This is a genomic window from Streptomyces sp. WAC 04229, from assembly GCF_003947455.1.
Lineage (GTDB): Bacteria > Actinomycetota > Actinomycetes > Streptomycetales > Streptomycetaceae > Streptomyces.
This window is the reverse complement of the sequence record NZ_QHJH01000037.1, coordinates 36,363-51,429: the sequence shown is the minus strand read 5'-3', so window position 1 is coordinate 51,429 and position 15,067 is coordinate 36,363. Positions and strand designations below refer to the sequence as shown.

Below are 15,067 nucleotides of genomic sequence, written 5' to 3'. Positions count from 1 at the left end.
TTGAGGGGTTAAGGCTCCCAGTAGACGACTGGGTTGATAGGCCGGATCTGGAAGCACCGCAAGGTGTGGAGGTGACCGGTACTAATAGGCCGAGGGCTTGTCCTCAGTTGCTCGCGTCCACTGTGTTGGTTCTGAAACCACGAACAATCAGACCTGTGTTGGTCACCGGGTTGGTTGTCTGTTTCATAGTGTTTCGGTGGTCATAGCGTAGGGGAAACGCCCGGTTACATTCCGAACCCGGAAGCTAAGCCTTACAGCGCCGATGGTACTGCAGGGGGGACCCTGTGGGAGAGTAGGACGCCGCCGAACAATCATTGAAAGGGTTGGACCCAGAACTTCGGTTCTGGGTCCAACCCTTTTTTGTTTTCCGTCACTTGAAGTTCACGTTGCGCTACGACGATCGTTCGTATGGGTACCTCAGCAATGCTCAGGGCCGCCGGCATCGGCGTCGGCGACGAGGTCGTCGTACCTGCCTTCGGGAACGTGGAAGTCGCCGAGGCCGTGGCTCTCGCCGGTGCGCTGCCGGTGTTCGCCGACATAGATCCGGGGACGTACTGCCTCGACGCCGCCGCGGTGGAGGCGTCGTTGACGTCACGGACCGCGGCCGTCGTCGCCGTGCACCGGTTCGGCCACCCGGCGGACATGGATTTGCTGCACGGGATCGGACAGCGGCACGGGCTGCTCGTGCTGGAGCAGGGCGAGTCCGAGGCGCCGTACGACGAGATAGCGCGGCGCAGGGAGCGGGCGGCCTACCTCGACGGGAAGCTGAGGGGAGTGCGGACCCCCGACTGGGGCGACGGGCACACCTATCAGCAGTACGTGGTGCGAGTGCCGGGGAACGGACGGCCGGACCGGGACGCGTTCGCGCGTGCCGTGCGGGGACGGGGAGTCGACTGCAAGGTGCCGGTGAAGACCCCCGTGCACCGGCTGCCGGGATTCCGGCGATGCCTGTCGTTGCCCGAGACCGAGCGGGCCGTCGACGAGACCCTCGCGCTGCCGGTCGAGGCATCGTTGAGCAGGCGGGACATGCAGCGGATCGTGTCCGCGTGCAACGCGCTGGGCGGGCTTCTGCAACCCGCGTTCGGATGAACTCCGTGGTTGGGAGCACCGGCTTGTTCGGGGTATGATCTATTCCGTTGCCGCGGGGAAACCCGAAAGCGACAGGCCCCTATAGCTCAGTCGGCAGAGCGTCTCCATGGTAAGGAGAAGGTCAACGGTTCGATTCCGTTTGGGGGCTCCACTGCAAAGGCCCCGCCCAATCGGGCGGGGCCTTTCGCATGCCCTGGTCAGTCCGCGTGCGGCTCCGGCACGCGCATCGCGAGGATCGCCATGTCGTCGGACGGGGCGTCAGAGGCGAAGCGCTCCACCGCGCGCATGATGCGCGCGGCCACCGCACCCGCCGTCAGGCCCGTGCACGACGTGAGGACGTCGGCGAGGCCGTCGTCGCCCAGCATGCGGGTGCCTTCGCGGCGTTCGGTGACGCCGTCCGTGACGCAGAGCAGGACGTCGCCCGGGTCGAGGGTGACCGTCTGCTCGTAGAGCTCCAGGTCCTCGATCACGCCGAGGAGCGGCTGGGGTTCGGCGGCGGGTTCGACCGAGCCGTCCTGGCGCAGCCGGAGCGGGAGCGGGTGGCCGGCGCAGACCACCTTCAACTCCGCGCTGCCGTCGTCCTGCGGGCGCATCTCGCCGTACAACAGCGTGAGGAAGCGGCTGCGCGCGCCCTCGTCGAGGATGGCCGAGTTGAGGCGCTCCAGGACCGCCGGGCCGCTGAGGCCCTCGCGGGCGAGCAGGCGCAGGGCGTGCCGGGCCAGGCCTGTGACGGCGGCCGCGTTCGGGCCCGTACCGCAGACGTCGCCGATGGCGAAGCCGTAGGCGCCGTCGCTGATCGGGAAGAGGTCGTAGAAGTCTCCGCCGACCTCGTTGCCCTCGCCGGCCGCGCGGTAGATGACCTCGACCTCGACGCCGTCGATGAGGGGCAGCTCGGGTGGCAGGAGGCTGCGCTGGAGGGACTGGCTGATGGCCGTGCGCTCCGAGTACAGGCGGGCGTTGTCCAGGGCCAGGGCGGCTCGGCGGGACAGGTCCTCGGCGAGTTCGAGGATCTCCTGGCGGAAGTGGTCGTCGGTGGGCTTGCCCAGGGTGAGCATGCCGATGACGCGGTTGCGGGCGACCAGCGGCAGGACCACGGTCTCGCCGCCCACCGCGGAGGCGGTGGCGAGGGTCGGACCGATGCCGGTGCTCAACTGGTGTGTCGGGCCGCCGCTCAGGCCGAGGTCGCGCATGGAGGTGCGCAGCGCGGCCTGGTGGGCCATGTCGGCGGGGGTCGTCCAGACGCGGGCGCCCGGGGTGGGGACCGGGTCGGGCGGCGCGATCTTCGACAGCAGGGACTTGATGCCGTCGATGAGTTCCTCGTCCTCGTGCAGGACGTAGGAGAGATACGGGTCGGAGGCCTGGTCGGCGATGGTGTAGACGGCGCACCAGGTGGCGAGGGTGGGGACCGTCATCTGGGCCATCAGGGCCAGAGTCTGGTCCCGGTCCAGGGTGCCGGCGAGCAGGTCGGAGGCCTCGACGAGGAAGCTGAGCGAGCCGCGGCGCAGCCGCTCCAGCTCGCCCAGACGGGCCGACTCGACGGCCAGGGCGATGCGGTCGGCGGCGAACTGGAGGCGCAGCGCCTCCTCGTTGGAGTACCGGCCGGCGGCCTCGGCGGCGACTCCGAGGGAGCCGGTGAGGCGGCCCTCGACCTTGAGGGGGACGGTGACGACCGAGCGCATGCCGGTGCCGTTCAGCAGCGGGACGGCGCCGGGGACGGCCGCGAGGTCGTCGTGGACGGCGGGCATGCGCGCGGAGCCGTAGCGGCCGGGGCCGGCTTCCACGGGGACGCGGGCGAAGCGCTGGCGGGCGGAGGGCAGGCCGGTGGAGGCGCGGACCTCCAGCTCCGTCTCGTCGTCGGTGGCCAGCAGCAGGAAGGCGGCGTCGGCGTCGAGCATGTCGCGGGCGCGTTCGACCGTGCGCTGGAGGAGGCCGTCGAGGTCGTCCGGGGCGGGGGAGCCGATGAACACCTCGAAGGGGTCGGTGCTCTGCCCCTCGGAGGACGAGGAGTCGGCGGCCGGTACGCGCATCGGGGTCTGCAGGACCGCGCGTTCGTGGTCCCGGACGAGGAGGCAGACCGTGGACGGCTCGCCGCCGGCGTCGCGGACGCGCAGGTGGGAGGCGTACACGGGGGTGACGCGGCCGTTGGCGCCCCTTATGCCGTAGCTGCCCTCCCAGCGGGAGAGCTGGAGCGCCTCGGCGATGCCGGTGCTGGTGCCCGGAGTGTGCGGCCAGGCGGCGAAGTCGGTGAGCGGCTTGCCGGTGACCTGCTCGGCGGCGTAGCCGAAGAGTTCCTCGGCGTCCTCGTTCCAGGACGTGACGGAGCCGGTGCGGTCGATCTGGACGACTGCGACGCGGACCCGGCCGTCGGCGAGCGGCAGCAGGTCGGCGGGGAGCGAGGGGCCGGCGGCGCGGGTGCCGACCGGGCGCTCGGGCAGGTGGAGGTGGAACCAGACGTTCTTGTGGGTGGGCGTGTACTCGACGCCCCAGCGGTCGGCCAGGGCCGCGCACAGCTGGAGGCCGCGGCCGCCCTCGCGGTCGGGGCTGCCCATGTTGGCGGGGGAGCCCTGGAGCGGGACCTCGCGCTCCGGATAGTGGTCGGCGACCTCGATCCGTACACCGTCGTCGCTGCGCATGCACTCGACGTCCGCGGTGGTTCCGGCGTGCACCACCGCATTGGTCACCAGTTCGCTGGTCAGCACCACGGCGTCGTCGACGATGTCGGCATGGCCCCAGCCCTGCAGTGTGTCGCGGACGAAGGACCGGGCACTCGCCACGGACCGTCCGACGGGCTCGAAGCTGGCGGCCGCGCGCGCGGTGATCACAGAACTCCTCGACCCTCTCTCCCCGTGCACGGCCTCATGGCCGACCCGGTCGTGCCGCTGCTGCGGCAGTCCACCCGTCGGCCCGGGATCCGGGGGCTGTTCCCCCGGGATCAGTCCGGTGGTCATTCCGGCCGCCCCTCCGATGCCCGCTTCGTCTCCGTGCCACCGCCCAGACCGGACGCACCGGGTTGGCTGGACAGCCGCATGCAAGGTTACTTACCTTCGCCGCCCATGCGGATGCCGGTCTGCAGTGTTTCCGCCCAGAGGGTGTGCGGACGATGTGCGAAGCTGCCGAACTGTTATGGCCTGGTTCGGCCGGGGTGAAACACTGGGCAGGCTTCTTGTGAGGTCCGGGCAGGTGAATGCGCGCCGCGCGGGATGGGCAGCAGCCTCTGGAGCGGGTCCGGTGAGCCGGGCCGGATCGCTCGGCATCATGGGAAGCAAGCGGCAGTAACCGGTCCGCCGAGCGTGGGCGGCCGGGCACAGCAGTATTGGTCGACCCCTGCGGGAGGGACACAGTGGAGTCTGGCGCAGCGACGCGGGCCACGAAGACGCGCGCGAAAGGCGGACAGTCCCTGAGCGACAAGGGCAAATCGCGGGGCGGCACTACGACGGTGGACACGGCCGCGTTGAATCGTCTGCTCGCGGCGCTCGTCTCCATGCGTGAGGGAAACTTCCGCAAACGGCTGACGGTCTCCGGCGACGGCGTGATGTCCGAGATCGCGGCGGTCTTCAACGAGGTGGCCGACCGCAATCTGCACCTCACGGGTGAGCTGGCGCGGGTGCGGCGTGTGGTCGGACGTGAGGGAAAACTCACCGAGCGGCTGGAGACCGGGGCCTGCGACGGTGCGTGGGCGACCGCGATCGACAACTCGAACGCGCTGGTCGACGATCTCGTGCGGCCCGTCTCCGAGGTCAGCCGGGTGCTGTCGGCGGTGGCCGACGGTGATCTGTCGCCGCGCATGGAGCTGCGGACGCAGGTGGAGGAAGGGGCCGGGCAGCCGCTGCGCGGTGAGTTCCTCAAGGTCGGGCGGACCGTGAACAACCTGGTCGACCAGTTGTCGACCTTCACGGACGAGGTCACGCGGGTGGCCAGCGAGGTCGGTACCGAGGGCAAGCTGGGCGGCCAGGCCCGGGTGCGCGGTATGTCCGGTTCGTGGAAGGACCTCACGGACTCCGTCAACACCATGGCGTACCGGCTCACCGCTCAGGTGCGGGACATCGCGCTGGTCACGACGGCGGTGGCCAAGGGCGACCTGTCGCGGAAGGTCACGGTGCACGTGGCCGGCGAGATGCTGGAGCTGAAGAACACCGTCAACACGATGGTGGACCAGCTCTCGGCGTTCTCCTCCGAGGTGACGCGGGTGGCCCGTGAGGTGGGCACCGAGGGTGCCCTGGGCGGGCAGGCCCAGGTGCCGGGCGTGGCCGGGGTGTGGAAGGAGCTGACCGACTCCGTCAACACCATGGCCGGGAACCTGACGGCCCAGGTGCGTGAGATCTCGCACGTGACGACGGCGGTCGCCAACGGCGACCTGTCGAAGAAGGTGACGGTGCCGGCCCGGGGCGAGGTCGCGCAGCTCGCCGAGACGATCAACCAGATGACCGAGACGCTGCGGATCTTCGCGGACGAGGTCACGCGCGTGGCCAACGAGACCGGTGGCGAGGGCCAGCTGGGCGGCCAGGCGAACGTGCCGGGCGCGGCCGGGATCTGGAAGGACCTGACGGACTCCGTCAACACCGTCTTCCGGAACCTGACCACTCAGGTGCGCGACATCGCCGCGGTGACGACGGCGGTGGCCAGCGGTGACCTGTCGCAGAAGGTCACCGTGGACGTGGCCGGCGAGATGCTGGAGCTGAAGAACACCGTCAACACGATGGTGGACCAGCTCTCGAGCTTCGGCGCCGAGGTGACCCGGGTGGCCCGCGAGGTCGGGGTCGAGGGCGAGCTGGGCGGTCAGGCGCAGGTGCCGGGCGCGGCGGGGACGTGGAAGGACCTGACGGACTCCGTCAACACCGCGTTCCGCAACCTCACCGGCCAGGTGCGCAACATCGCCCAGGTGACGACGGCGGTGGCCAACGGCGACCTGTCGCAGAAGGTCACCGTGGACGTCTCCGGCGAGATGCTGCAGCTGAAGAACACCGTCAACACCATGGTCGACCAGCTCTCCAGCTTCGCCGACCAGGTGACCCGGATGGCCCGGGACGTGGGCACGGAGGGCCGCCTCGGCGGTCAGGCCCGGGTCGACGGTGTGTCGGGGACCTGGAAGGAGCTGACGGACTCCGTCAACTCGATGGCGGGGAACCTGACCTCCCAGGTGCGCAACATCGCGCAGGTGACCACGGCGGTGGCGCGCGGTGACCTGTCCCAGAAGATCACCGTGGACGCGCGCGGGGAGATCCTGGAGCTGAAGAACACCATCAACACGATGGTGGACCAGCTGTCGTCGTTCGCGGAGCAGGTCACGCGCGTGGCCCGCGAGGTGGGTACGGAGGGCCGCCTCGGCGGTCAGGCCCAGGTGCCCGGGGTGGCCGGCGTGTGGCGCGACCTGACCGACTCGGTGAACGGCATGGCCGGCAACCTCACCGCGCAGGTCCGCAACATCGCGCAGGTCGCCACGGCGGTGGCGCGCGGTGACCTGTCCCAGAAGATCACCGTGGACGCGCGCGGGGAGATCCTGGAGCTGAAGAACACGCTGAACACGATGGTGGACCAGCTGTCGTCGTTCGCCCAGGAGGTCACGCGCGTCGCGCGCGAGGTGGGCACCGAGGGCATCCTCGGCGGCCAGGCGGAGGTGCAGGGTGTCTCCGGCACCTGGAAGGACCTCACGCAGTCGGTGAACGGCATGGCCAACAACCTGACCATGCAGGTCCGCAACATCGCCGAGGTCACCACGGCCGTGGCCAAGGGCGACCTGTCGAAGAAGATCACCGTCGACGCCAAGGGCGAGATCCTCGAACTCGTCACCACCGTCAACACGATGGTCGACCAGTTGTCGTCCTTCGCGGAGCAGGTCACGCGCGTGGCCCGTGAGGTGGGCACGGAGGGCATCCTCGGCGGGCAGGCGCACGTGCCGGGTGTCGTGGGCATCTGGAAGGACCTCAGCGACAACGTCAACCTGATGGCGAAGAACCTCACCGTCCAGGTGCGGAACATCTCCCAGGTGGCCGCCGCCGTCGCCAACGGCGACCTGACGCGGACGGTGACGATCGAGGCGCGCGGTGAGGTCCACCAGCTGGCCGAGACGTTCAACACCATGGTCAAGACGCTGAGTTCGTTCGCCGAGCAGGTCACCAAGGTGGCCCGTGAGGTGGGCACGGACGGCATCCTCGGCGGGCAGGCGCACGTGCCGGGCGTGTCGGGTACGTGGAAGGACCTCACCGAGTCGGTGAACCAGATGGCGTCCAACCTGACCGGTCAGGTGCGCAACATCGCCATGGTCACCACCGCCATCGCCAAGGGCGACCTGACCAAGAAGATCGACATCGACGCGCGCGGGGAGATCCTGGAGCTGAAGACGACCATCAACACGATGGTCGACCAGCTGTCCTCCTTCGCCGAGGAGGTCACCCGCGTGGCCCGCGAGGTGGGCACCGAGGGGCAGCTGGGCGGTCAGGCGCGCGTGCGGGACGTCGACGGCACCTGGCGGGACCTGACGGAGTCGGTGAACGAGATGGCCGGGAACCTGACCCGTCAGGTGCGCGCCATCGCGCGCGTGGCGACCGCGGTGACGCGCGGCGACCTGAACCTGAAGATCGACGTGGACGCCTCCGGCGAGATCTCCGAGCTTCAGGACTACATCAACAAGATGATCGCCAACCTCCGCGACACCACGATCGCCAACAAGGAGCAGGACTGGCTCAAGGGCAACCTGGCCCGCATCTCGGGACTGATGCAGGGCCGCCGGGACCTCCAGGACGTCGCCTCGCTGATCATGAGTGAGCTGACCCCCGTGGTCTCCGCGCAGCACGGGGCCTTCTTCCTCGCGATGCCCCTGGTGGTCGACGGCCAGGATCCGGCGGGCGCCCAGGAGGACCAGTACGAACTGCGCATGCTGGGGTCGTACGGCTACTCGATGGGGTCGATGCCCACGTCCTTCAGGCCGGGGGAGGCGCTGGTCGGCACGGCCGCCGAGGAGAAGCGCACGATCCTCGTGGAGAACGCGCCGAGCGGCTACCTGAAGATCTCCTCCGGGCTCGGGGAGGCCCCGCCCGCCCAGGTGATCGTCCTGCCGGTGCTGTTCGAGGGGCAGGTGCTCGGCGTGATCGAGCTGGCGTCCTTCACGCCGTTCACGCAGATCCAGAAGGATTTCCTGAACCAGATCGCCGAGATGATCGCGACCAGCGTCAACACCATCTCCGTCAACACCAAGACGGAGGTGCTGCTGAGCCAGTCGCAGGAGCTGACCGAGCAACTGCGGGAGCGGTCCGAGGAGTTGGAGCAGCGGCAGAAGGCGCTGCAGTCGTCCAACGCCGAACTGGAGGAGAAGGCCGAGCTGCTGGCGCAGCAGAACCGCGACATCGAGGTGAAGAACACCGAGATCGAGGAGGCGCGGCAGGTCCTGGAGGAGCGCGCCGAGCAACTGGCGGTCTCGATGCGCTACAAGAGCGAGTTCCTCGCCAACATGTCGCACGAGCTGCGTACGCCGCTCAACTCGCTGCTGATCCTGGCCAAGCTGCTCGCCGACAACGCCGACGCGAACCTGTCGCCCAAGCAGGTCGAGTTCGCCGAGACGATCCACGGGGCCGGTTCCGACCTGCTCCAGCTCATCAACGACATCCTCGACCTGTCGAAGGTCGAGGCGGGCAAGATGGACGTCTCGCCGACGCGCATCGCGCTCGTCCAGCTGGTCGACTACGTGGAGGCCACCTTCCGGCCGCTGACCGCGGAGAAGGGCCTGGACCTGTCGGTGCGGGTGTCGCCCGAGCTGCCCGCGACGCTGCACACCGACGAGCAGCGGCTGCTCCAGGTGCTGCGCAACCTGCTGTCCAACGCGGTGAAGTTCACCGACTCGGGGGCGGTCGAACTGGTCATCAGGCCGGCCCGGGACGACGTTCCGCAGGGCATCCGGGAGCAGTTGCTGGAGGCGGGTTCGATGACCGACCCGGACGCCGAGCTGATCGCGTTCTCCGTGAGCGACACCGGGATCGGGATCGCGGCCAGCAAGATGAGGGTGATCTTCGAGGCGTTCAAGCAGGCCGACGGCACCACCAGCCGCAAGTACGGCGGCACGGGCCTCGGGCTGTCCATCTCGCGGGAGATCGCGCAGTTGCTGGGCGGTGAGATCCACGCGCAGAGCGAGACGGGCCGTGGCTCGACGTTCACCCTCTACCTGCCGCTGCGCCCGAGCGAGCTGCCCTCGCACGGCTACCCGCAGCCCCTGCCGCCCGCCGGGGGAGGCGAGCTGCCGGCGGGCTCCGGGGGGACGGACGAGCTGCCGGAGACGGAGGCCGAGACGCCGGCCCAGGGGCGGTCGTACCAGGACGCGCAGAACGGTGCCGGGGCGCTGTTCCGGCGTCGTCGACGCTCGGCCGAGACCGAGGAACTGCCCGCGGTGCGGGAGCGGCAGCCGGGCCCCGAGCAGGAGACGACGCAGTCCATCCGCGGGATCCGGTTCGGCGGGCAGAAGGTGCTGATCGTCGACGACGACATCCGCAACGTGTTCGCGCTGACCAGCGTCCTGGAGCAGCACGGGCTGTCCGTGCTCTACGCGGAGAACGGACGCGAGGGCATCGAGGTGCTGGAACAGCACGAGGACGTCGCGGTGGTCCTGATGGACATCATGATGCCCGAGATGGACGGGTATGCGACGACCACGGCGATCCGTCGGATGCCGCAGTTCGCCGGGCTGCCGATCATCGCGCTGACCGCCAAGGCGATGAAGGGCGACCGGGAGAAGGCGATCGAGTCGGGCGCCTCCGACTATGTGACGAAGCCGGTAGACCCCGATCACCTGTTGACGGTGATGCAGCAGTGGATGCGCGAGGAGTAGTACGTTCGGGCACCGTGCCGGTGGTACGGAGGGGCACCTTCCGTGCGCCACGTCCGGGCAGTGTGCGAACGTGGGGTGTGCGTGAACGGCGGGAACCTCCGGGACCCGCGCTCAGTCGCTGACTCAGCGTGCCCGGAGCCGTGTAGAAGTGCGGGATTCGGGGAACCTTCTGGTCTCCCGCTGCGTTTCTGCTACGTGCACAGTGACATCACGGTGACAGGGTGTGGCGACAGGCGGGGTGCGGCTACGATGACCGGCACAAGGACGGGCGACGCAAGGGAGTCGTCCCCCGGGGTGGCACCCGCCGGTGCCGCGCCAAGTCCTGCGGACAGGGGAGGCCCCACGCCGGGGCGAGGAGGGCGGGCCATGGTGCAGAAGGCCAAGATCCTCCTGGTCGATGACCGGCCGGAGAATCTGCTGGCGCTGGAGGCGATCCTCTCGGCGCTCGATCAGACGCTGGTGCGGGCATCGTCCGGGGAGGAAGCGCTCAAAGCGCTGCTCACGGACGACTTCGCGGTCATTCTGCTGGATGTCCAGATGCCGGGCATGGACGGTTTCGAGACCGCCGCGCACATCAAGCGCCGGGAGCGGACCCGGGACATCCCGATCATCTTCCTCACCGCGATCAACCACGGTCCGCACCACACCTTCCGCGGTTACGCGGCGGGCGCGGTGGACTACATCTCGAAGCCGTTCGACCCGTGGGTGCTGCGCGCGAAGGTCTCGGTCTTCGTCGAGCTGTACATGAAGAACTGCCAGCTGCGTGAGCAGGCGGCCCTGCTCCGGCTCCAGTTGGAGGGCGGCGACAAGGTCGCGGCCGGTGAGGCCAAGGAGCCCGCGGGGCTGCTCGCCGAGCTGTCGGCCCGGCTGGCGGCAGTGGAGGAGCAGGCGGAGGCGCTGTCCAAGCAGTTGGGCGACGAGTCCACGGACGCGGCCGCGGTGGCCACCGCGGCGCATCTGGAACGCAAGCTCACCGGACTGCGGAGGGCTCTGGACGCCCTGGAGCCCGGTACGTCCGGCGGTCAGCCCGCCGTCAACTGAGGCCCGCCGTGGGCCCGCTGCGGGTCGTCCGCCGGGCACCTCGCGAGTCCCCCGGTCCGGGTCTGTGAGGACTTGTCAGGAGCGGTGGCGGAGGCGTCAGTTCCGCAACTCGCTCCGGGCGACACGAACGGGTGAAGCGGTAGGCGCACGTGTCGACCGCCGCCTCCCCCGGTAACCTCACACCTATGGCCTCACGTCCCTCCGCAGCCAAGAAGCAGCCCGCGAAGAAGGCGGCCGCTCCCGCGAAGGGGCCGGTCAAGAAGGCCGCTGCCAAGAAGGCGCCCCCGAAGAAGGCGCCCGCCAAGAAGGCCGTCGCGAAGAAGCCCGCGCCCAAACCGGCCCCGAGCCCCACCAGCGGTGTCTACCGCTTGGCGCGCGCGCTCTGGCTCGGCCTGGCGCATGGGGTCGGCGCCGTCTTCCGCGGCATAGGGCAGGGCGCCAAGAACCTCGACCCCGCCCACCGCAAGGACGGGTCCGCGCTGCTGCTGCTCGCCGTCGCCCTGATCGTCGCCGCGGGCACCTGGGCCGACCTCAAGGGCCCGGTCGGTGACCTCGTCGAGATCCTGGTGACCGGGGCCTTCGGCCGGCTGGACCTGCTCGTGCCGATCCTGCTCGGCGCCATCGCCGTGCGCCTGATCCGGCACCCCGAGAAGCCCGAGGCCAACGGGCGGATCGTGATCGGCCTGTCCGCGCTCGTCGTCGGCGTGCTCGGCCAGGTGCACATCGCGTGCGGCTCACCGGCCCGCGGCGAGGGCATGCAGGCCATAAGGGACGCCGGCGGCCTCATCGGCTGGGGCGCGGCCACCCCGCTGTCGTACACGATGACGGACGTCCTGGCCGTGCCGCTGCTCGCGCTGCTCACCGTCTTCGGGCTGCTGGTCGTCACCGCCACGCCGGTGAACGCCATCCCGCAGCGGCTGCGCCAGCTCGGCGTGCGGCTCGGCGTGGTCGACGACCCCGACGCGGACGCGTACACCGACGACGACGAGCGGTACGACGACCAGTGGCGCGAGGCGCTGCCCGAGCGGACCCGCAGGCGCGGGGGAGCGCCCGCGGAGCCGTACGACCCGGACTCGGCCGAGCAGGAGGCGCTGAGCAGGCGCCGCGGCAGGCCCCGCCGGTCCGCCGTGCCGCAGCCCGAGATGAACCGGCCCATGGACGCCGTGGACGTCGCCGCGGCCGCCGCCGCCGCTCTCGACGGCGCCGTCCTGCACGGGATGCCGCCGTCGCCGCTGGTCGCCGACCTCACCCAGGGCGTCAGCCCCGGGGACCGTGAGTCGACGACGCCGACTCCGACGCCCGTGCCGGCCGCGCGCCCGCAGCCGGGCAAGCTCAAGAAGGACCCCGCCAAGTCCACCGAGCCGGCGACGCCGGGCGCCGTCCCCGACCTCACCAAGACGCCGTTGCCGCAGGAGCGGGACCTGCCGCCGCGCGCCGAGCAGCTCCAGCTCTCCGGCGACATCACGTACTCCCTGCCGTCCCTGGACTCCCTCACGCGCGGTGGCCCCGGCAAAGCGCGCAGCGCCGCCAACGACGCCATAGTGGACTCCCTGACCACCGTCTTCACCGAGTTCAAGGTCGACGCCCGGGTCACCGGCTTCACCCGCGGGCCGACGGTGACCCGCTACGAGGTCGAGCTGGGCCCCGCAGTCAAGGTCGAGCGGATCACCGCGCTGACCAAGAACATCGCGTACGCCGTCGCCAGCCCCGACGTGCGGATCATCAGCCCGATCCCCGGCAAGTCCGCGGTCGGCATCGAGATCCCCAACACCGACCGGGAGATGGTCAACCTCGGCGACGTACTGCGCCTCGCCGAGTCCGCCGAGGACGACGACCCGATGCTGGTCGCCTTCGGCAAGGACGTCGAGGGCGGCTACGTCATGCACTCGCTGGCGAAGATGCCGCACATGCTCGTCGCGGGCGCCACCGGCTCCGGCAAGTCCTCCTGCATCAACTGCCTGATCACCTCGATCATGATGCGGGCGACCCCCGAGGACGTCCGCATGATCCTGGTCGACCCCAAGCGCGTCGAGCTGACCGCGTACGAGGGCATCCCGCACCTGATCACGCCGATCATCACCAACCCGAAGCGTGCCGCCGAGGCCCTCCAGTGGGTCGTGCGCGAGATGGACCTGCGCTACGACGACCTCGCCGCCTACGGCTTCCGGCACATCGACGACTTCAACCGCGCGGTGCGCGAGGGCAGGGCCAAGCCGCCCGAGGGCAGCGAGCGTGAACTCCAGCCCTATCCGTACCTGCTGGTGATCGTGGACGAGCTGGCCGACCTGATGATGGTGGCGCCGCGCGACGTCGAGGACGCGATCGTGCGGATCACGCAGCTCGCGCGGGCGGCCGGCATCCACCTGGTGCTCGCCACCCAGCGGCCCTCCGTGGACGTCGTCACCGGGCTGATCAAGGCCAACGTGCCATCCCGGCTCGCCTTCGCCACCTCCTCGCTCGCCGACTCGCGGGTCATCCTCGACCAGCCCGGCGCCGAGAAGCTGATCGGCAAGGGCGACGGCCTCTTCCTGCCGATGGGCGCGAGCAAGCCGACCCGTATGCAGGGCGCGTTCGTGACCGAGGAGGAGGTCGCGGCCGTCGTCCAGCACTGCAAGGACCAGATGGCGCCCGTCTTCCGGGACGACGTCACCGTGGGGACCAAGCAGAAGAAGGAGATCGACGAGGACATCGGCGACGACCTCGACCTGCTGTGCCAGGCGGCCGAGCTGGTCGTCTCCACCCAGTTCGGGTCGACCTCCATGCTCCAGCGCAAGCTGCGTGTCGGCTTCGCCAAGGCGGGGCGGCTGATGGACCTGATGGAGTCGCGGAGCATCGTCGGACCGAGTGAAGGCTCAAAGGCTCGTGACGTTCTTGTGAAGCCTGATGAGCTGGACGGAGTGCTCGCCGTGATCCGGGGGGAGTCTGAAGGGTAGGAAATCGTGGGCCAAGGGTCCGCCGACGAGGGGCCGGGACGGCCGGGTGGCCGATCGTGACTCACCCGTTAGGGATCATTGAGCAACCGTTTCCCCATGACGTACGTCAACTTGAGGGAAGTGACAACAGGTAGTCCACCATCGGGATGCCGGGCCATTCGGATGGCGTAAAAGGTCGTACCGCCCGGTTGCCCGACCCGTTCGCCACCCCCCTAGACTGAAGTCCAGCACAGGCGGCTAAACGCTCGAAAGGCGCCCCCGTGTCCAACGGCAACTCCCCTGAAGACGAGCGTCCGATCGAAGACGTTTCCCCAGACGTTACTGAACACGTCTCCGAGGAAACCCGCCCCTCCGTCGGCCGTGCCCTCCAGCAGGCGCGGATCGCCGCCGGGTTGACCGTCGACGACATCACCACCGCCACCCGCGTCCGGATCGCCATCGTGCACGCCATCGAGGCGGACGACTTCGCGCCCTGCGGCGGCGACGTCTACGCGCGCGGGCACATCCGCACCCTGGCCAAGGCCGTCGGGCTCGACCCGGCCGAACTGCTCGCGCAGTTCGACGACGCGCACGGCGGCCGCCCGGCGCCGACCCCCGCCGCCCCCCTCTTCGAGGCGGAACGTATCCGTCCGGAGCGCCGCGGACCCAACTGGACCGCCGCCATGGTCGCCGCGATCGTCGCGGTGATCGGCTTCGTCGGGTTCACGTTCGTCAAGGGCGGCGACGACGGTGGCAACGAGGCGAGCGTCGCCGAGGGTGCCCAGCCCTCGACCGGCGGCTCCGCCTCGGCCAGCGCCAAACCGAAGAAGCCGGCCGAACCCGAGCCGGACCCCTCCGACAGCGCCATCGCCGCCGCGCCCCGCGACAAGGTGACCGTCAAGGTCAGCGCCCCCGGGGGACGCAGCTGGATCTCCGCGAAGGACCACAACGGCCGGCTCCTCTTCGACGGACTCCTCGAAGAGGGCGACTCCAAGACCTTCCAGGACAACGAGAAGGTCAACCTCGTCCTCGGCGACGCCGGCGTCATCGAGCTGTTCGTCAACGGCAAGAAGATCGAGGACGACTTCCGGCCGGGCTCCGTGGAGCGCCTGACCTACACGAAGGGCGACCCGCAGGTCGGATAGGGGCCCCGGAGAACGAGTCGGTACGGGGTTGGCCGGGATCGGCCAACCCCGTCGACATGGGCTGTCTG

Annotated in this window: 6 protein-coding genes, 1 tRNA gene and 2 rRNA genes; 8 read left to right on the top strand and 1 reads right to left on the bottom strand. The window is 69.8% G+C overall.

The window, feature by feature from the left end; translation table 11 throughout:
* The 4 genes from DMH12_RS13625 to DMH12_RS13610 form a co-directional block, all read left to right on the top strand.
* A 23S ribosomal RNA gene (locus tag DMH12_RS13625) occupies nucleotides 1–105 on the top strand; the annotation flags it as partial.
* A gap of 87 nt (nucleotides 106–192) precedes the next feature.
* Nucleotides 193–309: ribosomal RNA gene (gene rrf, locus DMH12_RS13620) — 5S ribosomal RNA — on the top strand.
* A gap of 114 nt (nucleotides 310–423) precedes the next feature.
* Complete coding sequence (locus DMH12_RS13615; protein ID WP_185832304.1) at nucleotides 424–1,089, top strand: DegT/DnrJ/EryC1/StrS family aminotransferase; 666 nt, start codon at nucleotides 424–426, stop codon at nucleotides 1,087–1,089.
* 75 nt (nucleotides 1,090–1,164) lie between these two features.
* Nucleotides 1,165–1,240, top strand: a tRNA-Thr gene (locus DMH12_RS13610).
* A gap of 46 nt (nucleotides 1,241–1,286) precedes the next feature.
* Here DMH12_RS13610 and DMH12_RS13605 read toward each other — a convergent pair.
* Nucleotides 1,287–4,037, bottom strand: a complete 2,751-nt coding sequence (locus DMH12_RS13605; protein ID WP_125491831.1) for a SpoIIE family protein phosphatase — start codon at nucleotides 4,035–4,037, stop codon at nucleotides 1,287–1,289.
* A 392-nt stretch (nucleotides 4,038–4,429) separates the two neighbouring features.
* Between DMH12_RS13605 and DMH12_RS13595 the strand changes: the two genes are divergently transcribed.
* The 4 genes from DMH12_RS13595 (at nucleotide 4,430) to DMH12_RS13580 (ending at nucleotide 14,999) form a co-directional block, all read left to right on the top strand.
* Nucleotides 4,430–9,901 carry a HAMP domain-containing protein gene (locus DMH12_RS13595; RefSeq protein ID WP_125491829.1) on the top strand — a complete coding sequence of 1,824 codons (5,472 nt, stop codon included), beginning with the start codon at nucleotides 4,430–4,432 and terminating at the stop codon, nucleotides 9,899–9,901.
* Nucleotides 9,902–10,267: 366 nt separating this feature from the next.
* Nucleotides 10,268–10,942: a two-component system response regulator gene (locus DMH12_RS13590; protein WP_125491828.1), complete on the top strand. Its 675-nt coding sequence runs from the start codon at nucleotides 10,268–10,270 to the stop codon at nucleotides 10,940–10,942.
* A gap of 185 nt (nucleotides 10,943–11,127) precedes the next feature.
* Nucleotides 11,128–13,875, top strand: coding sequence for a DNA translocase FtsK (locus DMH12_RS13585; protein ID WP_185832302.1), 2,748 nt, complete (start codon nucleotides 11,128–11,130; stop codon nucleotides 13,873–13,875).
* Between the two features lie 260 nt (nucleotides 13,876–14,135).
* Entirely contained in the window at nucleotides 14,136–14,999 is an 864-nt protein-coding gene (locus DMH12_RS13580) for a helix-turn-helix domain-containing protein (RefSeq protein ID WP_125491826.1), read from the top strand.
* Nucleotides 15,000–15,067 lie beyond the last annotated feature (68 nt).

Coding starts and splice junctions, on each gene's coding strand:
- DMH12_RS13615 (WP_185832304.1), top strand. CDS start 424: ATGCTCAGGGCCGCCGGCATCGGCGTCGGCGACGAGGTCGTCGTACCT.
- DMH12_RS13605 (WP_125491831.1), bottom strand. CDS start 4,037: ATGACCACCGGACTGATCCCGGGGGAACAGCCCCCGGATCCCGGGCCG.
- DMH12_RS13590 (WP_125491828.1), top strand. CDS start 10,268: ATGGTGCAGAAGGCCAAGATCCTCCTGGTCGATGACCGGCCGGAGAAT.
- DMH12_RS13585 (WP_185832302.1), top strand. CDS start 11,128: ATGGCCTCACGTCCCTCCGCAGCCAAGAAGCAGCCCGCGAAGAAGGCG.